Annotated in this window: 22 protein-coding genes; 4 read left to right on the forward strand and 18 right to left on the reverse strand. The window is 37.0% G+C overall.

Going from position 1 to position 18,808, the window contains the following annotated elements; translation table 11 throughout:
• Positions 1-978: a carbohydrate kinase family protein gene (locus WA338_RS16305; protein WP_272984700.1), complete on the forward strand. Its 978-nt coding sequence runs from the start codon at positions 1-3 to the stop codon at positions 976-978.
• Positions 979-983: 5 nt separating this feature from the next.
• Here WA338_RS16305 and WA338_RS16310 read toward each other — a convergent pair whose 3' ends face one another.
• From WA338_RS16310 to WA338_RS16330, 5 genes are all read right to left on the reverse strand, one after another.
• Complete coding sequence (locus WA338_RS16310; protein ID WP_272984701.1) at positions 984-1,763, reverse strand: ABC transporter substrate-binding protein; 780 nt, start codon at positions 1,761-1,763, stop codon at positions 984-986.
• A gap of 17 nt (positions 1,764-1,780) precedes the next feature.
• Positions 1,781-2,602, reverse strand: a complete 822-nt coding sequence (pyrF, locus tag WA338_RS16315; protein WP_272984702.1) for an orotidine-5'-phosphate decarboxylase — start codon at positions 2,600-2,602, stop codon at positions 1,781-1,783.
• A gap of 26 nt (positions 2,603-2,628) precedes the next feature.
• Positions 2,629-3,705 (reverse strand): peptide chain release factor 1, encoded by a 1,077-nt coding sequence (prfA, locus tag WA338_RS16320; protein WP_072983865.1) that lies wholly within the window; start codon positions 3,703-3,705, stop codon positions 2,629-2,631.
• 113 nt (positions 3,706-3,818) lie between these two features.
• On the reverse strand, positions 3,819-4,529 hold the full coding sequence (locus WA338_RS16325) for a hypothetical protein (protein ID WP_272984705.1): 711 nt from the start codon (positions 4,527-4,529) through the stop codon (positions 3,819-3,821).
• Positions 4,530-4,735: 206 nt separating this feature from the next.
• Positions 4,736-5,716 (reverse strand): hypothetical protein, encoded by a 981-nt coding sequence (locus WA338_RS16330; protein ID WP_336094164.1) that lies wholly within the window; start codon positions 5,714-5,716, stop codon positions 4,736-4,738.
• A 254-nt stretch (positions 5,717-5,970) separates the two neighbouring features.
• Here WA338_RS16330 and WA338_RS16335 point away from each other — a divergent pair, with 254 nt between their 5' ends.
• The gene (locus WA338_RS16335) at positions 5,971-6,810 is read left to right on the forward strand and encodes a M57 family metalloprotease (protein ID WP_336094166.1); all 840 of its coding nucleotides are present in this window, start codon (positions 5,971-5,973) and stop codon (positions 6,808-6,810) included.
• 61 nt (positions 6,811-6,871) lie between these two features.
• On the opposite strand, the gene WA338_RS16340 is transcribed toward WA338_RS16335, so the two are convergent.
• From WA338_RS16340 to WA338_RS16375, 8 genes are all read right to left on the reverse strand, one after another.
• Entirely contained in the window at positions 6,872-7,981 is a 1,110-nt protein-coding gene (locus tag WA338_RS16340) for an aldo/keto reductase (protein ID WP_336094168.1), read from the reverse strand.
• A gap of 723 nt (positions 7,982-8,704) precedes the next feature.
• The gene (locus tag WA338_RS16345; protein WP_009781440.1) at positions 8,705-9,217 is read right to left on the reverse strand and encodes a HigA family addiction module antitoxin; all 513 of its coding nucleotides are present in this window, start codon (positions 9,215-9,217) and stop codon (positions 8,705-8,707) included.
• A 135-nt stretch (positions 9,218-9,352) separates the two neighbouring features.
• Positions 9,353-9,847: a hypothetical protein gene (locus tag WA338_RS16350; protein WP_336094171.1), complete on the reverse strand. Its 495-nt coding sequence runs from the start codon at positions 9,845-9,847 to the stop codon at positions 9,353-9,355.
• Between the two features lie 7 nt (positions 9,848-9,854).
• Entirely contained in the window at positions 9,855-10,835 is a 981-nt protein-coding gene (locus WA338_RS16355) for a hypothetical protein (RefSeq protein WP_336094173.1), read from the reverse strand.
• A gap of 26 nt (positions 10,836-10,861) precedes the next feature.
• Complete coding sequence (locus WA338_RS16360; protein WP_336094175.1) at positions 10,862-12,154, reverse strand: M20 metallopeptidase family protein; 1,293 nt, start codon at positions 12,152-12,154, stop codon at positions 10,862-10,864.
• A 73-nt stretch (positions 12,155-12,227) separates the two neighbouring features.
• Positions 12,228-12,818 carry a Crp/Fnr family transcriptional regulator gene (locus tag WA338_RS16365; RefSeq protein WP_009781444.1) on the reverse strand — a complete coding sequence of 197 codons (591 nt, stop codon included), beginning with the start codon at positions 12,816-12,818 and terminating at the stop codon, positions 12,228-12,230.
• A gap of 572 nt (positions 12,819-13,390) precedes the next feature.
• Positions 13,391-13,831, reverse strand: coding sequence for a UPF0158 family protein (locus WA338_RS16370; protein ID WP_286992771.1), 441 nt, complete (start codon positions 13,829-13,831; stop codon positions 13,391-13,393).
• Entirely contained in the window at positions 13,824-14,165 is a 342-nt protein-coding gene (locus tag WA338_RS16375) for a DUF3024 domain-containing protein (RefSeq protein ID WP_286992773.1), read from the reverse strand. Before WA338_RS16375 ends, WA338_RS16370 begins: the two co-directional genes overlap by 8 nt.
• Positions 14,166-14,452: 287 nt before the next feature.
• Here WA338_RS16375 and WA338_RS16380 point away from each other — a divergent pair, with 287 nt between their 5' ends.
• Both WA338_RS16380 and WA338_RS16385 read left to right on the forward strand, forming a co-directional pair.
• Entirely contained in the window at positions 14,453-14,956 is a 504-nt protein-coding gene (locus WA338_RS16380) for an antitoxin Xre/MbcA/ParS toxin-binding domain-containing protein (RefSeq protein ID WP_286992774.1), read from the forward strand.
• Positions 14,956-15,423 (forward strand): RES family NAD+ phosphorylase, encoded by a 468-nt coding sequence (locus WA338_RS16385; RefSeq protein WP_336094180.1) that lies wholly within the window; start codon positions 14,956-14,958, stop codon positions 15,421-15,423. Before WA338_RS16380 ends, WA338_RS16385 begins: the two co-directional genes overlap by 1 nt.
• Before the next feature lie 348 nt (positions 15,424-15,771).
• Here the strand turns inward: WA338_RS16385 and WA338_RS16390 are convergent, their stop codons facing one another.
• The 5 genes from WA338_RS16390 to map all read right to left on the reverse strand — a co-directional run bounded on the left by WA338_RS16390 (position 15,772) and on the right by map (position 18,620).
• Entirely contained in the window at positions 15,772-16,005 is a 234-nt protein-coding gene (locus WA338_RS16390; RefSeq protein WP_336094183.1) for a type II toxin-antitoxin system RelE/ParE family toxin, read from the reverse strand.
• Positions 15,998-16,246, reverse strand: coding sequence for a type II toxin-antitoxin system ParD family antitoxin (locus WA338_RS16395; protein WP_336094185.1), 249 nt, complete (start codon positions 16,244-16,246; stop codon positions 15,998-16,000). Before WA338_RS16395 ends, WA338_RS16390 begins: the two co-directional genes overlap by 8 nt.
• A gap of 365 nt (positions 16,247-16,611) precedes the next feature.
• On the reverse strand, positions 16,612-17,190 hold the full coding sequence (locus WA338_RS16400; RefSeq protein ID WP_009781451.1) for a hypothetical protein: 579 nt from the start codon (positions 17,188-17,190) through the stop codon (positions 16,612-16,614).
• 132 nt (positions 17,191-17,322) lie between these two features.
• Entirely contained in the window at positions 17,323-17,775 is a 453-nt protein-coding gene (locus WA338_RS16405; protein ID WP_040532946.1) for a hypothetical protein, read from the reverse strand.
• Between the two features lie 80 nt (positions 17,776-17,855).
• The gene (gene map, locus WA338_RS16410) at positions 17,856-18,620 is read right to left on the reverse strand and encodes a type I methionyl aminopeptidase (protein ID WP_009781453.1); all 765 of its coding nucleotides are present in this window, start codon (positions 18,618-18,620) and stop codon (positions 17,856-17,858) included.
• Positions 18,621-18,808 lie beyond the last annotated feature (188 nt).

The raw sequence follows: 18,808 nt of genomic DNA on the forward strand, positions 1-18,808 counted from the left end.
ATGTCAAATCTGCTAAAAATAGTTGTTGCCGGCCCTATTCCAAGAGATACGATTTCAACTTATGAAAACGATATTATCATGCGCTATGGTTGTGTTACACATCCGGTGATTGCGCTATCTAAATTATTGGATGATGAAGGCGTTGTTGTGCCCGTAAGCAATATGCATAAGAAAGATGAGGATGGGATCACCTCTGAATTTGCTCCTTTTAAAAATATTGATCTCAGCGGAATCAACACTAAAGAAGACAGTGGCACAGTGATTCTTCTTGATTTTAAAGACCAAAATAATCGGGAGGAAAAACAACTGGCTTGTATGAATCCCATACGGCCGAAGCATATTAAAAAACATCTGGATGCAGCGGTTTTCGTTTTTGTTCCCATCACCGATTTTGAAATAAGCCTGAGCACCTTAAAACATATTAAAAAACACAGCGACGCAACCATCGTTTTTGATGCGCACGGTGCCACCACAGCTATGGATGTTAAAGGGCATCGCCATCGCAAATTTTGGGTAGATCGTGATGAGTGGCTTCCGTATATTGATGTTTTAAAAATGAATTTAGAAGAATCGCAATGCATGTCATTCGCGCGTGAATACGAGCGCGAGATTCCTTCAATTTATGACGAGAACGCAACAGAACATCTCGACGATCTTGCTATGCACGTTTTGAAAAAAGGCGTGTCGTATTTCTATGTCACCATGGACTCCAGGGGATGCATTCTGTATTCTATGGAAAATGACCAACTCAAAAAAGACTGGATCGCTTCGGTTAAAGTCGACAAAGTTGTGGATACTACAGGATGCGGAGACAGTTTTGCCGGCGGATTAGCTTATGGATTTGCTAAATATAACGATCCCATAAAAGCAGGTCAGTTTGCTAACATTTTAGGAGCTCGACGCACACAAGGAAAAGATTGGGATGTATTTAAAACTGCTGAAGAAACCGAAGAAATACGCAGGAACAGCTACTCTTAACTTAGCTACTTCATCTGAAATACCAAATCCTGAAAATAATCAAAGGCTTTTAGAAGCCTACTACCGTACCAACTGAAATACTCCCCATCTACACATAGAATTTGTGCTTCAGTCTGAGTTTCGAATTCAGCAATATGTTTTTCAGAGAACGGAAACGGCTCTGAAGAAAGCAATACATAATCTGCTTTTTTCAGCAGCTCTGAATCCACTTCAGGATATCTCGAATGTTCTTCTGCTATAGTATTTCTGAAACCGCAGGCTTCTAAAAGCACATTGATAAAGGTCACTCTTCCGGCAGCCATTAGCGGGTCTTTCCAAATAATATAAAGTACGCTGCGCACAGGCTCAGAAACCATTTTTGCTCTGAATTGCTCAAGTCGGTTTTTTACCGCTGTTACCAATGCTTCAGCTTGAGGTTTACAACGTAAAAGTGTTCCTAAGTCATCTACAAAACTGTAGAATGAATCAAAATCATTTATATCTGAAACATACACTGGAGCGATTTGTTCACAAGCCACAACAATTTCCTGAGTATTTTCTTCCTTATTACACAGGATAAAGTCAGGTTTTAGGGCTGCTATGCGATCGGCGTGAATGGACTTGGTTCCACCAACGATAGTTTTTTCCGTCCTAAGATTTTCTGGGTGTACACAAAATTTGGTCACTCCAACTAATCGATCACTCAACCCTAAATCTACCAATAATTCGGTGAGACTGGGAACGAGACAAACGATACATTTAGGAGTGTTTTTGAGCTTTATTTCACGGCCTAATTGATCTAGCATAGATCAAAAATACAGGTTTAACCGAGTTTTGCGAGATGCGAAGCCATTTGCTTTTGAAGACGTTCTGCTTCGGCAGCTGCGGCTTTTGCAAAATCTTCAGAAGAAGATGCATAAATAATTCCGCGAGAAGAATTGATGAGCAATCCGGCCTGATCATTCATTCCATATTTAAAAACCTCATCCATACTTCCGCCTTGCGCACCTACGCCTGGAACGAGCAAAAATGCATCCGGAATAATCTGACGAATATCCGCCAAGAATTCAGCCTTTGTTGCGCCTACTACATACATCAAGCGCTCGCTGTGCTCCCAAGTGGTTGACGTCGCCAAAACTTTTTTATAGAGCTCGGTTCCATCAATTTGCTGCGTTTGAAAATCGAAAGCTCCGGGATTAGATGTAAGCGCCAGCAATATGGTGAATTTCTCTTCAAAAGCCAGAAAAGGCTCTATAGAATCTTTTCCCATGTAAGGTGCTGTGGTCACCGAATCAAAACCAAGATCTTCAAAAAAAGCTTTAGCATATCTACTTGAGGTGTTCCCGATATCACCACGTTTTGCATCGGCGATCGTGAAAACATCAGGATGCTTCTCGTTTAAATAGTTTATCGTTTTTTCTAAAGACTCCCAGCCTTTTAATCCGTAAGCTTCGTAAAAGGCGGTATTGGGTTTATATGCCACCGCAATCTGATGCGTCGCATCAATGATCGCTTTATTGAATGCAAAAATGGGGTCATCTTCCTCGAGCAAGTGCTTAGGAATTTTATCTAGATCAGTGTCCAGTCCCACGCATAGAACAGATTGCTTTTTCTTTATTTGCTCAACAAGCGTATTGATGTTCAAAACGATAGATTTTAGTACGTTGAAAATTAAATTTGATCGCCGCCTTCCGCTAGTTTTTCGGTATTGCTTACCAGCTGTAATTCGTCTATAATTTTCTGAATATCTCCATCAATAATATTGGCCAAATCATAAAGCGTCAAGTTGATACGGTGATCAGTAACCCTTCCTTGCGGATAGTTATACGTACGTATTTTTGCACTTCGGTCTCCACTGGTTACCATTGACCCACGTTTTGCTGCATCTTCTTCCTGCTTCTTAGCAAGCTCTAAATCATAAAGACGCGAACGCAATACTTTAAACGCTTTCTCTTTGTTCTTATGCTGAGATTTTTGATCTTGACATTGCGCCACCAAACCTGTTGGCTCGTGTGTTAAACGCACCGCAGAATACGTCGTGTTTACCGACTGCCCACCAGGACCTGACGAACAGAAATAATCTATACGTACGTCTTTAGGATCAATTTCTACATCAAACTCTTCAGCTTCAGGAAATACCATAACGGTAGCCGCACTGGTGTGTACACGACCTTGTGTTTCGGTTTGTGGCACACGCTGTACGCGGTGTACTCCGGCTTCAAAGCGTAAGGTTCCGTAAACATCTTCACCGGTTACCTCAACCTGAATTTCTTTATATCCACCACTGGTTCCTTCACTGTAATCAATCGTACTGGTTCTCCAACCTTTGCTTTCGCAGTATTTCATATACATACGATACAGGTCTCCGGCAAAGATACTTGCTTCGTCCCCACCCGTTCCTGCTCTGATTTCCATCACAGCATTCTTTGCGTCTTCAGGATCTTTAGGCACCAGCATAAAACGAATTTTTTCTTCCAAAGCAGGCATGGCCTCCTTCGCCTCTTCTAGCTGAAGTTTTGCCATCTCGGTCATTTCAGGATCGCTACCATCGGCAATGATCTCTTCAGCTTCCTCAATACGCTGGGTATGCTTAATATAGTTCTCGCGCTCATCCATAAGTGCGCGTAAATCTTTGTATTCTTTATTTAATTCAACATAGCGCTTTTGATCGCTGATTATATCAGGCTGAATAATAAGATCGCTTACTTCGTCAAAGCGTTGTTTTATAAAGTTTAATCGTTCTAGCATAAGCATTTTTAATTGCTTGCGAATTTACATAAAAAAAAAGCGTTTTGCTGTTATTTTAATGGTGCGAAAAGCAATGTTTGGGAAGAAAGAATACTTCCGCAGCAATCTTAAGTTTATTCCGAATAGTCGGTGCTGTATTTACGCTCCCGATCTAAAAGTCCCGTATTTAAACCGTAGTTGATAAGTAAAAACAAAGACGTCACATAGGCTATTCGTTCTAAGTAGTACATTTCATAAATCGAAACGTAATATGCAAAACATGAAGCAACATCTGTGATCAACCAGCTGTACGCGAGAAAACAAAATATTATAGACCTGCGACTTCCTACACGGTAATAATAGTAAAGGGATGACAATAAAAGCGCAATAATAGCACTTCCAAAAATATAAAATGCATAGGTTATTCCCGGTTCTCTAAATTCTGGAGAGGCGATTTCCTCAAGCTGTACAAGCATAAAAGCAAAAGCGAATGTAAGCAGAGCTCCTACTAAAAGGGAAGGTGTTTGAAATTTGTATTTAATAAGCTTACGCCATTGCTTTATTAACAACAGAATATAGCTCAAAATACTGAACGCGAAAAAGTAATAATCGTAATCGTCTTGCTCATAATGGATATAAAAATAATCTCGAGCAACTAAAGCAATTAAAATAGCCACGACATACTTGTTACGCCCTGAAATAAAAAAGGTGTAGTAACTCAAAAAAAGACAGGTAGAAATAAGCCGCACGCCGCGCATAGGGATAGGAGAAAGAAAACTTATAGCCAAAATATTGAGTACCGCAATCACAACAGCGCAAAACACCAAACTGCTAAGTTTGAGCATCTTTTTCTCTGTTTTAAAATTATTTTGAATACGGCTCATAAAACCCGCTAAAAATTTTCTTCTGATACAAAAACCGGACTATAACGAGTCAAAGCCCCTGCAATACAGCACTTAAACTTAATTATTTTATTGAAATGAATGCAAATAATCTTACCAAAAAAGCCTTGTCAAATAAACAAGGCTTTAGAAGTAAAACAACTTTAAATTTAGAAGTCAGTCTGAAAAACATCTGCAGCATTAAATGCTCCGGTTTGCATAATTGTACTTGAATGACTTAGACCTAGCTGCGTCACAGCTGCACCATTAGAATCTCCTAGCTGCCTTGTTAAAGCATAGTTATCATCTCCCCATTGTGCTACTGTTGCGAAGTTAAGATCCCCAGAGGTTTGAACCGTATTAACATAATTGTCATCTCCTATTTGCTCTTGAAAAGAGGTTTGTGTAGAGAAATACTGCTGTGTATTTGCAAAATTGTTATCGCCTTCCTGATATTGACGTGAGTAGTTGTTGTCGTTACCTTGGTAAGCCACAACCTCATTATTATCACCTATAGAAGCTTGAAGCGCAAATTGATATTGTCCTCTTTGCGTTATAGTAGCGTCATTTGCATCACCATACTGCTCCTGCTGCGCAAAACCGATTTGAGAGGAAGCCCAGCCCGTATAGTCAACACCTTGCGTGATCGTTGCTGAATTTGTATTACCATTTTGAATTTGGTAAGCTGCATTATCATTCCCCCATTGGGTTAGTGTTACACTGTTTTGAGCCCCAGATTGATCAGAATAGCCATAATTAAAATCACCTACCTGCTCTACGGTAGCATCATTTTCTGTACCGTACTGATAAACATAATCCCCATTGACTGCTCCTTCCTGAGAAATTTCGGCAGTGTTTCCTTCAATTTGCTGTACAACCTGTGAAAAATTAGAATCACCCAGTTGGGAAATTGCCGCGTCATTTAAATTTCCATATTGATAAGAATACGCTGAGTTATAAGCTCCCTCTTGATCAACATCCAGAGTATTCTCATCACCTAATTGATATCCATAAGAATAGTTGTATGTACCTACTTGATACACCGCTCCAAGGTTAGCATTACCCTGCTGTTCTAAAGTACTCGAATTGCTCTGTGCAATTCCTGCTGCGGAGATTAAACTCGCACCTAATAAAAGAATAGAATTTTTCATAATTCAATTAATAATATATAAATGGTTAATAAATAATATACTTAGTTGACGGCCAGACGGCTGCTTAAAGGGGAGATATTCTAGGGAATCTTTAAAATAACTCAAATCCCCACCCATCAAGAAATTTTTCGACGAAAACGTTATATTTCAAGACAACCTGCACTTAAATATTTTATTATCAGATATTTGCAAATTGACTTAAGATTTTCATTAACTTAACCTTGATTTATTAACCATTTTAAAACCAAGTAATTATGAAAATCAAATCGCTTATTATGTTGGGCGCACTGAGCTTGCTCTTTTCGTGCCAAAATGAAGAACCTATCGCAGACCAGAAAGAAACTCTGGAACAAGAACTAGAAATTACGCCTGAAATCCTAAGTCAAATTGAAGCGCTGAGCTTGAATCCCGAGGATGTAGAAACCATTACAACAACTTTCCCTGACGGAAGCACGAGAACCAGCTTGCTGATCGAGGGAGATATCGCTATCAGTGCTGCAGAATTAGAAAGCATACGCCCTGTTGATATTAGCAACAAGCAATACCGCACCTATAATTTAGTAACTTCTCCCAGAGTTATCGAAGTAATTGGTTATACAGGCCTGGGCTTCAATCAAAATTTAACAGCACTGCAACAGGATGCACTTACCGAAGCTGTAGCAAATTATAATGATCTGAATTTAGGGCTAAGTTTCAATCTTACATTCACCAATGATCTTACCAACGCAGACATTATTGTATTTCAAAATCCTAATGGCGCTGCTGGTGGTGTTGCCGGTTTTCCTTCTGCAGGAAACCCTTATCTATATGTTCAGATCTATTCTGGTATGGAAAATTATAGTTTAGAAGTTAACACCCATGTTATGACGCACGAGATTGGTCATACCTTAGGACTTAGACATACTGACTGGTTTACGCGTCAGAGTTGTGGTCGACCTAGTTTTGGCGAACTTGCTAATCCTTCAGGGGCTGTTCATATCCCTGGAACTCCATATAGGTTGGATCCTAATTCTGTAATGCTCTCTTGTTTTGGTCTGAATGAGACCGGAGAATTTGGGAGATACGATATTGTAGCTCTTGAGTATCTATATTAAGATAAAAGGAAACTGCTTATTTATAGTAAGTAGTTTCCTTTTTTTCTACACATCTGTTTTTTTAAACAGGCACATTTTCTTCAATCAATTTTTCTTCTTTTAGTTCAGCCCATAGATCAGCAGGAATTTTTACTGAAAAAGAAGCTGCATTTGCTGCAGACTGTTCTGCGGTGCTCGCACCGGGAATTACAGAAGCGACAACAGGATGCGCTGCACAGAACTGCAATGCTACCGTACGTAAATCTACGTCATAGTTATTGACGATAGCGTTCATTTTCTCTCGCTTTTCTACCATGTCTTGAGGCATTTTTCCGCCATAGTTCCAGCGATCCCGATTGGCTAAGAATCCGGCGTTCAATGGACCTCCAATTACAGCGCTCACATCCTTCTTCTCCATCGCAGGAAAAACTTCATTCAACGCATTCTTATGTTCTGCTAAAGAATATTGAATCGCAACAAGCATCACATCAGGATCTGCCACTTCCAAGCATTTTAAAATGGGCTGTGGAGTATTTACGCCCATTCCCCAGCCTTTGATCAGGCCTTCTTCACGCATTTTGGTCAATTCAGGAAATGCTCCTTTTTGCGCGATCTCAAAATGTTTAACCCAATCTTTGCCTAAGTCTCCATTATCTGGGGATAAATCGTGAACAAAAACAATATCTAAAGAGGCTAAGCCCAAGCGATGTAGGCTATCTTCAACAGATTTACGTACTCCTTCAGCAGTGTAATCATAGTTATGCTTGAAGTTGAGCTTTCCCTCCCACAATAAATCTGGGTTTGGTGTAAAACCTGCATTAGGTTCCAGAACACGTCCTACTTTAGTTGAAATTAAAAAATCCTCCCGCTTTTGTTCAAACAAAAAATGTCCTAATCTACGTTCGCTAAGCCCCAAACCATACCACGGTGAAGTATCAAAATAACGTACGCCGTTATCCCAGGCCGCTTGAAGGGTTTGCGTAGTTGCCGCGTTAGAGTTCTTGTGAAAACCATTTCCAAAAGCAACTCCACCTATACCATGTATAGCAGGGAAATCTATTGGTGTTCGCGCCAAGCCTTGAGGTGCAGCAAAAGGAATTTTTGTTTCTGACCGTGCCGTATTAAAAGGTGCCGAAACCAAAGCTGCCGAAGCAAGTGCCGATTTTGTAATAAAGTTTCTTCGTGATGTCATAGCTTATATATTTTGATTTTTTGTTTTTTCGCAAACTGAAAAAGCATTAATGCTTTTTCAACCTGTTTATTAGAGCCGCGCTTTATAAGTTTTTTTCCTAAAGCAGCCGTAATCTTAAGCCTGTAGCTCTAAAACAAAATAACAACCGACAATTGAGATCGCTACTGTAAAAACCTATGAGGAGCCTGTAATTTCCCATCACAAAACACTATCATAAAATTAACAGAATGGAGCACTGATATGGCTTTTTAAGGGATCACAAACAGCCTGAAATTAAAAAAGTGGCTAGTTTGTTCAAACTAACCACTTTTCAACTTGTGACCCCGGAGGGATTCAGTATTTTTAATAAAACCCTAGAAAACAGCGTCTCTAAGCGATTTTCAAAATTTTTGCTTGTCGGATCGCTACCTTACGTTTTGATGCTATTTACCTGACATTCAATTCAAAGGTAGTATTTTCATCTAAAACAACAAGCCTATCAGCAAAAATGCTCATTTAAAATTATATTTCAACTAGTTCTTCAAAGTCCAATTTAATGAGTTCCCAAATTTCACCAAGTCACCCTTGATACACCCTATTAAATAAGATTTACCAAGCCCAGAAAAGTATCTCTCAGAATAGTCTTAATTTTTTCAAAATCTATACTACCATATGGGCATCGCTGAACAAATCAATATCAATAGACTCTCGATGACCAAGTTAGAAGACTCAACGAGTTATCTCCTACTCTATAAGATTATAATTCTTGAGATTTTCTTCAAAAGAGGGTAAATAACTTTTCTTGATCGATTGAACAATCTTCTTAACAGTCTGTCTCCCGTAAAATGCAAGAAGCTCTTGTATTTCTTTTCCGTTTCCGCGCTCAAGTACGCGTTGTATTACAGCACGCTTGTTTTTATCCCAATCTATCTGCTCTAATTGAGTATCCCAAAAGAGCGCTTTTCTAAAATGATTGAGGTTGGGAATTCTCCTATAGTTTGCCGCAATTTGTTGCTGCACATCATAGCTGGCTTGCAGGAGCATAAAGTAATCTGGCTGTACGCTAAAAACATCTCCCAGCTTAATAGAAAGTTTTGCATTTATGGCTCTTCGCCCGTTTAAAATTGCGCTAATGGTTTGTTTATGCTCATCAATAGTTCGCGCTAAATCACTTGCGGTAGTCCCGCGCTTTTTTAAAGCACGTTTTAAAACAGCTCCGGGATGAACACCCTTTATTTTATCCAGATCAGGTAGCATGGCAAAAACTTTCTGTAAAGATAGCAAATAAAGTAAACAAAAATGTTTACTAAAAGACCATATATGCAATTCTTCGAATAATCCGTTAAATTATGTAACGGGGTATTCTATTAATGAATAGCTTTTATTAGCCACTTATTTAATTCCACCATATTTTGCAGGAATTGGTTTTCCTTTAGATTCCATAGTCCACAAAAGACTAACGATCCACCAGCGTCCTTTATAATACGTTAATTGATAACTATTCACTCCTTTATCATCAACTCCCTTAGAGTCCTTTCCATAAAATGTCTGAAACACCTGAGCTATACCATTATATTCATCTACAACTTTATGGATTTCTTTTTCAAGATATCCTTCTTCATAGTAAGGATCTTTTAAAAGTGTCAGAAAATCGTCTAGTGAAACCGATTCAGCTTTTATAGAATCGGCAACTGTAAACTGGGCTGCTGGATGGAATAAATTCCGAACTGCTGCAGTATCCATTTTCTCCCCTTTTTCTATGCTTATTTCCTCAAGGAGTTCATTGATAATTCCATCAATAGATGTAACAGAACTATCTGATTGCTGCTGAGCTAAAGCATTAATGGAAATGCTTAGGAAAAGCAGTAAGTAAAAAGAATATTTCATAGTGTGTTTATTTTTCTTCGATTTTTATTATTCCATCCACCCAGTCTGGTAAATAAAGGCGCATTCCTGTTTTTGTTTCAATAGCGATCAACTTATTTCTTAATTGAACTGATGGCAGTCCAATAGCGCTTCTTGCCTTATTTATTTGCGAGATATTCGATATGTTAGGAGGTATAAGATAACCGTAGGAGGACTCCTTCCATTCTGAGGTAACTGCTTTCTTCCAATCTTCGGGCAATGCAATTTCATATGGAGAGATATAGCCTTCTTTTAGGAATTGCATCAATTTTGGCTTTATAAAATCAAATAGGGTATCTTCTCTTACATATGCAACTCCTTGAGAATTGTGGTGACTCAAAATAGTTGAAACCCAGAAATCATTTCCTATGAGAAACTCCCCAGGATACCCCTTGCGTTCTATGATATCGATTAAATCGGACAGTTGTTTTTCACTATGTTCAGGAAAATTTTCTGAAATGAATTTTTCTTGTTCTTTCTCATCTTCTATAACATAGGCTTTATACGCAAGTTTCTGATCCTTTTCGATCATTGCGTGAACGCTACTTCTAATAGTGGTATCTATGCTATTTAAGAATTGATCGTGTAAGTGTTCATAGTGTTCTTCTATCAGCTCCCAATCAGAAGCAAGTAGGTGTTTTGCCAGGAATGTATGCTCTTTGAGGTGACCCAACTCCCAGCCATTAGAAATCCCTTTTTTAATGTAAATTAATCCTTTCTCCTTTTCTCCAATTAAGAAAGAAAGTTGAGCAGCGACTTTATAGTCACGAAGAAAAATGAAATCATACTGATTAAATAACTTTTCATAACGAATCAATGCTTCCTCATATTTTTCTAGACTAATTAATGTTTCTGCTGCTATAATTTCTGAATGATATTGCGTGTAATCATTAGTCTTATTTTCAACCTTATCACAAGCATTCAAAATACATAAAAGGCCAAAGAGAATAATCAAGTATCTAATTTTCATAATTAAACTATCGTCAAATATTCTTTTTATTTTAAGCGCTCTACGATAAGAGACGAAAACAGATTCACACCTGTTTTTATACAGCTTTCATCCACTGCAAAATTGGGTGAATGGGTTTGCGCAATAATGCCTTTTTCGTAATTAGAACCTCCCATAAAAAAATATACACTGGGCACTTTAGGCTGAAAAAATGCAAAATCATCGCTTCTACCATCGGCAACAACACCATACATGCGAAGCACTTTATCCTTTCCATAAATTGTCGATAACTGAGCTAAACAGGCATTAACCAATTTTTCATTATTATCTAAAGTTGGAAATACATCAACCAATTCGGATTTTATTAGTTTATCTGCATATGGAGAGGCAAGTATTTGGTTTTTAAGGTTCGGTATAGCGGAATCCCGCTGCTTTTTATCGCTAAAACTTAAAAAAGCTCGTATTTCCACCTTATTTTCTGTTTCCGCTATGCTAAAGTTGTTCTTCTCGACCGTGGTAAAATTTTTGTAGATTGAATTTGGTGCAGCAATCCCTAGTTCCGGATCGCCCATGTTTTGCATGTTCCAAAATTCACTTTCAGGAGCAACATTCTCAAGCCCCCTTATCTGACGTTTTGCAAAAGCGATCAATGCTTCATTATCTGTTACGTTTTGAAAACTAAGATGAATCTGCTTATAATCAGAAAACATTTCCTCTGATTTTGTAGCAATGGTTCCGGCGGGAAAAGGAGTAACATGCATCGCATACATCTCTTCTGGGTGGATAATATCAAACAAGCCATCATCTATCATAGCCAACGCCCCTTTTATATTTTCTTCTGAAGGTTGAAAAACAAAGTATACGGTACCTTCCAACTGTTCTTTTTGGCTGGACAATACATTAGCGATACCTAAAGCAACTGCGGTATGCACATCATGTCCGCAAATATGACGAACTCCTTCGTTTCTGGATTTAAAATCGACGACATCGGGAGCTTTTGAGGGCATGGCATCAATATCTGCACGCCAGGCTATTTTTTTGCCCGGTTTTGCTCCTTTCAAAATTCCCACTACACCATATCCACCAATATTAGTTTTTACCTCAAGTCCAAGGCCAATCAAATACTCAGCGATTTTCTCAGATGTTCTTTTCTCCTCCCCACTGATTTCCGGATACCTATGCAAATCCCTACGAATGTTGATCAGACTGTCAAAAATTTGAGCTGTTTGTTTTTGAATATCCTGATGGATGCGTTCTGGTGTATTTTGACCGAAGGCGGAAATAGATATTAAGACAAAAAAGAATACACTTAATAAATCGCGTAACGTTTTAGACTTCATTTTGTTATGCTTTGATTGATGTAACAAAAATGCAAACGAATAGTGATCCCTACCTGTCACATATGTGACAAAATCAGTTCTTGGCAAGTTTTCTTCGTATTCTACTCAGGGATTGTCTTTCTACACCCAGAAAAGAAGATAGATCCGTTAAACTGATGCGCTGGATCAGATCTGGATTTTCATTAATGAATTTCAAGTACCTTTCTTCTGCAGTATTAAACAAAAAACTCTCAACTCTATCATTCAAAATAGTCAAAACCATCTCTGCAATAAGCCTGCCTTGCATTTCACTATTCTTGAATCGTTTATAGCTTTCCATTATCGATGAATACGGCAGACGTACAACTGTAGTTGGCTCTAAGCATTTAAAGTAATACTTGGTAGGTATTTGTCTTAAATAAGCAGGATAATCGGTAACATAAGCGCACTCCTTGGTGAATCCTGTAGTTATAGCGTTGCCTTTTTCATTTATATAATACCTTCGAATAAGGCCTTCACAAATAAAACACATATGCGACTGAACTTCTCCGGCTTTTAAAAAGTAATCTCCTTTCTCAAAAGATGCTACAGACAAATGCATTTTAAAGAATTCCTTTTCCTTCTTTGTAGCATAGGTTAATTGGTTTAAATATAAATCGAAGTATTGCTTATGGGTTTCTGTCATTTTGAGTGTATTCTAAACATATACATTGACACTAAAGATATGCATATCTCCAAAATTGACAGATTATCAATTGTTTATAGGATCATTGCAAACGAGAAAACCGGCGTTGAGGTAATGTACTGTATCCCTCATCTCATAGATTGGCATAGCCTTTCAGACTCTAAGAAACCAAACGGTGTAGCTATTCTAGAACAGGTTAAGAGACCTAAAGCTCCCCGTAAATCACCTCAGGGCAAGACTAGGGGAATGAAACCCTTTTATCGAGACGAATGAAGCACGATGAAACCACACTGAATCCACAGTGAGTCCACACTGCAACCACAGTTTACCACACTTTTTGTAGGTGAGTGTAGGTATATCATAGAAATAATGAAGGAGCATATAGTGTTATCCTTACTTGTGGCCTACTATATTAAAGGGTTCGGGTTCAAAAGGAAGTTTACAGTATCGGTTCGATTTGCACCAGTTGTTTCTGTTTGTTTTGTGCCATTTTAAAGATCAAGTAAATACTATCCTATAGTTTAAACGAAGTGATATGCACAACACATTTAATCTAATGGAACTGCCTGTAATTATTTTTGTGCTCTGGCTTTACTTATTTTCAATTCGGTTGCTACTTTTTTCTCAATTTCCCTTTGCTTGAAATCAAACCAATCTTGTCTAAAATGTGACTGGTCAATTTTATTCTTAAAATTCTGAAATGGTTTCTTGTTTTCTAATACATTTCCCAATTCTGCCTTAAGATTTTGGTCAGTTAATTGGTGTACAAATAATTCCATAATTTTAAAGGACTCATAACTTTCCAAAACATCAAATTTTATAAAATCTGTTTTGTTATTTTCTATCCGTGTAAAGTCCTCTTCAAAAGCCTTTGTAAAGTCATCGTGGTCTGACACGTAAATATTCCTTGGGATTGCAATAACCTCATCTGTTTTCACATTCAAATAGCAATCACATCCGCAATCCAATTCCTGCGCAATATTTTTGATGATATTTTGTTTAAGATTACCCAAAAAAGCAACCGTATTTATCTTCTTTAATTACCTTAATCATTTGGTCCAAGTGCGTTGATTTGGGGAAAGGTTCATAAAGTTCCCATTTCCCACTTGCCCGCATCCAATATAAATTCCATTCTTTTCTGGACTTATAAAATCTGATTTTAGCAAATTCAATAGTTTGTAGCTCTTCCGGATTGTCCCAAAAAGGTCTGATTTCATAAAGAATTGCAACTTTGCCATCGTAAGAATATCCAAAATCCAATTGCTCACGTGTTGTTTTATCTTCGGGTCGCAATGACTCCACATATTTTTTTACTGTAGATTCATTGATATCGATTGCTGTACCCATCCATTCTATTTTTTACCTTGCACACTATGCATGGGATCTATGAGACCCCCTAGTAATAGCTTAAAAGTAATTGAAGTCGCGGCGATATCCAACAAAAAACTGCATATAAGGATCTCAGACAAAATCTTGATGATTATTGGGACCTTTCAACCAAAACAAGCGTTCATTCTGGACTCTGGTTCTACAAACGAATACAGGCGTGTTGATCACATGAACGCCAATTATAAATTTTATAAATATTAAATGTTATTGTATATTTACAATAGACAACACGTAAATATCCAATAATGGAAACTAAAGCAAAAACAGCAGGTTCAAATAAAAAACAAGGTTCAGTAAAAGTCAAAGATGCTAGAAAGGCTGTAGAATCGGTTAAGTTCAGTAAATTCTCCCCATCTTGGGTTGTTGTGCATTCCAAAGACGCTCCTGGATATAAAATGGAACTAATAGGCCGTATTAGAGAAGGTGTTAAAAAATCAGATTGGAAACAATTGATTCAATACACAGATTCTACAGAAAAAGAGTTTGAAAATATTCTTCCTGCATCTATAAGTAGTATGCAAAAGAAAACTGTTTATGGAAAAGAAATATCAGAACGTATTTATGAATTAGCTCGATTATTTGGGTTAGGTTATGAGGTTTTTGATTCCAAAGAAGACTTTAAAAAATGGTTGATTACTCCATCAAGGACTCTTGGAGGTAAAATTCCATTTGAGCTACTTGATAGTAGTTTTGGCTTTGAAATGGTAGAAAATGAAATTGTTAGGATTCAATATAATGTTTATAGCTAATGATTGTTTACAGAGTAGCTAATGTAAAATATAAAGACTCAACATTATCAGGAATTGGTGCTGAAAAAGTTGGTGGAAGATGGAATTCAGTTGGTACTAGAGCAGTTTATTGTTCAGAAAATATTTCATTAGCTTTATTAGAGTATTATGTTCATTCTGAAAACATTGCATACCTACCTAAAAAAATATTGATTGCAAAAATTAAGTTTCCAGATGAGTTTGTGATAGAAGAACTAGATGAGTTACCTGAAAGATGGAGTCAATATCCATATTCTTCGAAAACAACAAAGGTTTTTACAGAAGTAGCAAAAGACAGAAATAGATTTGCTTTAAAGGTACCATCTACAATTGTTAGTCTTGAATCAAATATCATTTTAAATCCTTTATTTAAAGAATTTGGAAAAGTTCAAATAGTAGAGTTCATCGAATTGCCAATTGATGACAGGTTAAAAAAAGAAAAACATTAATACTATATCCACAAGGTTGATAATTACTGCCAATGGCAGTGGATTTACAAAACTATCTGTTTCTTGTTTAAAAGTAGTTAAAGAGGCCTCGATATCCACCAGTATAAAAAACTTTCCCAACCCCCTCACACCAAAATAAGCAAAACCCGTAGAGCGGAGACCGACAGAATCCAGATAATTATCGAGACGGTTCAATAAAACAGCCTTGATTCTGAGTTTCCATCATACTAATGCAAACAGGCTGAAACCACCATACCAACGTAGAGATTGGGTAGGTTTCCTTACTCCGTTATTCTGTTTTTCAAATCCATTTGACCATGTAAAATTCTCGTGATTTCGATTGGACGGTCAATTCTTTTTCGGTAAAAAAATGATGTGTAGATTTGCTTTTAATCCGTAAAGCTCAGATTTGACCCCATCATAGTTCTTCCCCAGTTCTGGATTATTAGCTATATCTTGACAAAGATCAAGAAGCATATCATAATAGCTGTCAGCTTGATTCTCCGACCAGTTTTCGCACGTATATTCCCAGATTCCATTTAAATCAGCTACGGCTTTGTTGGTCAGTTCGTAGCTAACCATTATTTCTGCGTTTTGCTTTTAATTCCTCAAGATTTTTTTTTGGGTCAAAATCGTGAGCAATCCCACTATCAATCCCTTCTTGAATAGCATTTCGTAACGCAATTGCTTTGCTTCCTTCATTTTCTAATAGGCGTAGTCCAGCACGTATTACTTCGCTCACATTTTTGTATCGCCCAGCAGAAACTTGGGTTTGTACAAACTCGTCAAAATAATTCCCTAATGATATCGATGTGTTTTTCATAACGTTTTAATTCATTTAAATATACCAATTTTTGGTAAAATGAAAATTGTAGACCTGCAGCTTGTTTCTGCTTACGCTACTTTCATTTTTAGGATAAACTGCCTCATGGCAGGCCCAAGAGGCAAGGGTTGGAAACGAATTTTTAATTTCAAGGCAAGCTTCGGAGTATTAAACCCTTTGGCGACGCCAATAAAAATGACCGTGTAAGAAGTATATGGATCAATGCTAACGCACTACCACCCTTTTTATCAACAAACTAAAACAAGAAAACCGCTTAGTCTCGAAGCTTCAGGAGGCTTATTTAAGTTTATAATGTTATGTTTTACAGTTTTGTGCAACGGTTAGTGTTATTAGCAAACGGCTTTTTATTCTATTCGTTTGTATTCAAGTCGATTTTTCCAAGTTCGACCATCTAAAAATGCTAGTATTAAAAAGGCTCCTGACCTGTGATTGGAATAATCCAAAATCAGATTTTCGTTTTCAGATTTGCTCAATCTCGTTCGTTTAATATCAATCGCTCCAGCAATATAGGGAACTAATAGAAATCCAGTATTCTTATTTTTTAAATATAAAAATCCGTCTTTTTTAAGTTTTGCGTTAAGCGTTCTTTCTCTAAAAACAGTATCGTTTTCAATGTAGCTTATTCGAACCCTTTTTTTATTTAAAACCTTAAGTCCGAATTTGTAGTTTTTAAGACTGTCAAGATGTAACGTGTCCTTGATTAGTTTTCGGTCGATTTCTTGAAGAAAATTATTTCCAGTCCACATTTGTCGGTCAAACTTTTTGAAGGCAGTATCATAGTCAATTTGTTTGATATCATAAACTCCATCTAATTCCGATAAGTTTGATTCATTTAGCGGATATGGATTGGTTAAATCCTTATCAAAGGAAGCGCAACCTTGAAGAAGTAAAAACGTAATTAAGTAGTAAAATAAATTTCTCATTCAGAACTTTATTAAAGGTTGCACAACCGCACGGTTATGAGTAATTGCGAGGTTTAGCACTTAACTTTGTAAGTTTATTCTAAACTGAAAATCCGCGAGGATTTTAACGCAGTTCTTTGTTTGCTACTGGCTTTATTCATTTAATTTTATCTCATATCGCTTTGAATTCACGCGCTCAAATAAATCAGCAACTTTTTCTTTTTCCGTAAAGATTCTTGTTTCTTTTCCACTGCGAATGATTCGCAATTCTTTTAGGTTTTCAGCCAACTCTTGTCTTTTATATTCAGATTGCGGACTGTAGTTTCCAATCCATCCTAATTTTAAGGCTTGCCCTTTTTTTAATCTACAAGAAACCAGCTTTTTGGTCAAATCAATAATCAATCCCGAACTTTTAATTTCCTTAAGTTTTGACAGCCAATTCGATTCCATCATTTCTGGATTAGAAACAAACCCTCCGAATACACTTTGTTCAATAAATTGGTATTCAATAATTACTATTTCTTCACTTGCATTGTAAATAAAGAATTCCGTTTTTATTGAGCAACTCGTTAAGGTCAGAAACAATATCAGTATTAACTTTCTCATTTTTTCAGCTTGCAGCTAACGGTTTGGCTATGCCCAGTGTCCCGAAGGGCATTGCGTGTAGGTGTTATTGTAACCAGTTTTTAATTCCATATTCCATTTGATTCAGTCAGAATCATTGGATCTTTATCTGTAATTAATATTGTTTGTTCGTGTTGCGTTACAAAGCCTCCTTTGTTTCCTATTAGAGTCCAGCCGTCATTCAATTCAACCGCAATTGTTGAGTTTGTTGAAATAAAAGTTTCTATTGCAACAGTTGTGTTTTTTTTAAATCTTTCTCGATTGGTTCTAACTCTATAATTTAAAATGTTTTCTGGTTCTTCGTGTAAGCTTCTACCAACTCCGTGACCAGCCAAATTTTTTATTACTTTAAAGCCTGATTTTTTAGCCTCCGTTTCTATTAAATATCCGATTTCAGAAATTTTAACTCCACCTTTGATATTTTTAATTGCTTTACGTAAAATATCTTTAGAAGCATTTACAAGAGGTTGGTGGTTATGAATATCTTTTCCTAGAACAAAAGAACCTCCGTTGTCAGACCAAAATCCATTTAATTCAGCTGATACATCAATATTAATCAAATCGCCTTCTTTTAATATTTTTTTATCAGATGGTATTCCGTGAGCAGCTTCTTTATTTACACTTATACAAGTGAATCCAGGAAAACCATAAGTTTCAAAAGGTGCTGATTTAGCTCCATAACTTTTTAAAATTTCACCTCCATAAAGGTCTAATTCTTTAGTTGTCATTCCAACTTTAGCATATTCTCTCATCAATTTTAGTGTAGTACCAACAACTTCACTAATTTTTTTCATTCCTATTAATTCTGATTCTTTTGTTATCGACATTTTTTTGTTTTAATTGGCTACAACGGCAGTGGTTCTACAAAACCACCTGTTTATGTTTTTAAAAGTAATTGAAGTGTATGCGATATCCAAAAGTAACATATAAGCTTCTGTGTGGAATTACTACATTAGACTGGACATAGAGTTGAATGAATATTATTGCAAGTTGTTAACTTAGCAATCATGAGACG

Origin of the sequence: Leeuwenhoekiella sp. CH_XMU1409-2 (genome assembly GCF_037029365.1) — a bacterium.
GTDB classification, from domain to species: domain Bacteria; phylum Bacteroidota; class Bacteroidia; order Flavobacteriales; family Flavobacteriaceae; genus Leeuwenhoekiella; species Leeuwenhoekiella blandensis.

Bases quoted from the DNA above. Each gene is read 5' to 3' on its own strand.
- WA338_RS16305 (WP_272984700.1), top strand. From the start codon at position 1: ATGTCAAATCTGCTAAAAATAGTTGTTGCCGGCCCTATTCCAAGAGAT.
- WA338_RS16310 (WP_272984701.1), bottom strand. From the start codon at position 1,763: ATGCTAGATCAATTAGGCCGTGAAATAAAGCTCAAAAACACTCCTAAA.
- prfA (WP_072983865.1), bottom strand. From the start codon at position 3,705: ATGCTAGAACGATTAAACTTTATAAAACAACGCTTTGACGAAGTAAGC.
- WA338_RS16325 (WP_272984705.1), bottom strand. From the start codon at position 4,529: ATGCTCAAACTTAGCAGTTTGGTGTTTTGCGCTGTTGTGATTGCGGTA.
- WA338_RS16330 (WP_336094164.1), bottom strand. From the start codon at position 5,716: ATGAAAAATTCTATTCTTTTATTAGGTGCGAGTTTAATCTCCGCAGCA.
- WA338_RS16335 (WP_336094166.1), top strand. From the start codon at position 5,971: ATGAAAATCAAATCGCTTATTATGTTGGGCGCACTGAGCTTGCTCTTT.
- WA338_RS16340 (WP_336094168.1), bottom strand. From the start codon at position 7,981: ATGACATCACGAAGAAACTTTATTACAAAATCGGCACTTGCTTCGGCA.
- WA338_RS16345 (WP_009781440.1), bottom strand. From the start codon at position 9,217: ATGCTACCTGATCTGGATAAAATAAAGGGTGTTCATCCCGGAGCTGTT.
- WA338_RS16350 (WP_336094171.1), bottom strand. From the start codon at position 9,847: ATGAAATATTCTTTTTACTTACTGCTTTTCCTAAGCATTTCCATTAAT.
- WA338_RS16355 (WP_336094173.1), bottom strand. From the start codon at position 10,835: ATGAAAATTAGATACTTGATTATTCTCTTTGGCCTTTTATGTATTTTG.
- WA338_RS16360 (WP_336094175.1), bottom strand. From the start codon at position 12,154: ATGAAGTCTAAAACGTTACGCGATTTATTAAGTGTATTCTTTTTTGTC.
- WA338_RS16365 (WP_009781444.1), bottom strand. From the start codon at position 12,818: ATGACAGAAACCCATAAGCAATACTTCGATTTATATTTAAACCAATTA.
- WA338_RS16375 (WP_286992773.1), bottom strand. From the start codon at position 14,165: ATGGGTACAGCAATCGATATCAATGAATCTACAGTAAAAAAATATGTG.
- WA338_RS16380 (WP_286992774.1), top strand. From the start codon at position 14,453: ATGGAAACTAAAGCAAAAACAGCAGGTTCAAATAAAAAACAAGGTTCA.
- WA338_RS16385 (WP_336094180.1), top strand. From the start codon at position 14,956: ATGATTGTTTACAGAGTAGCTAATGTAAAATATAAAGACTCAACATTA.
- WA338_RS16390 (WP_336094183.1), bottom strand. From the start codon at position 16,005: ATGGTTAGCTACGAACTGACCAACAAAGCCGTAGCTGATTTAAATGGA.
- WA338_RS16395 (WP_336094185.1), bottom strand. From the start codon at position 16,246: ATGAAAAACACATCGATATCATTAGGGAATTATTTTGACGAGTTTGTA.
- WA338_RS16400 (WP_009781451.1), bottom strand. From the start codon at position 17,190: ATGAGAAATTTATTTTACTACTTAATTACGTTTTTACTTCTTCAAGGT.
- WA338_RS16405 (WP_040532946.1), bottom strand. From the start codon at position 17,775: ATGAGAAAGTTAATACTGATATTGTTTCTGACCTTAACGAGTTGCTCA.
- map (WP_009781453.1), bottom strand. From the start codon at position 18,620: ATGTCGATAACAAAAGAATCAGAATTAATAGGAATGAAAAAAATTAGT.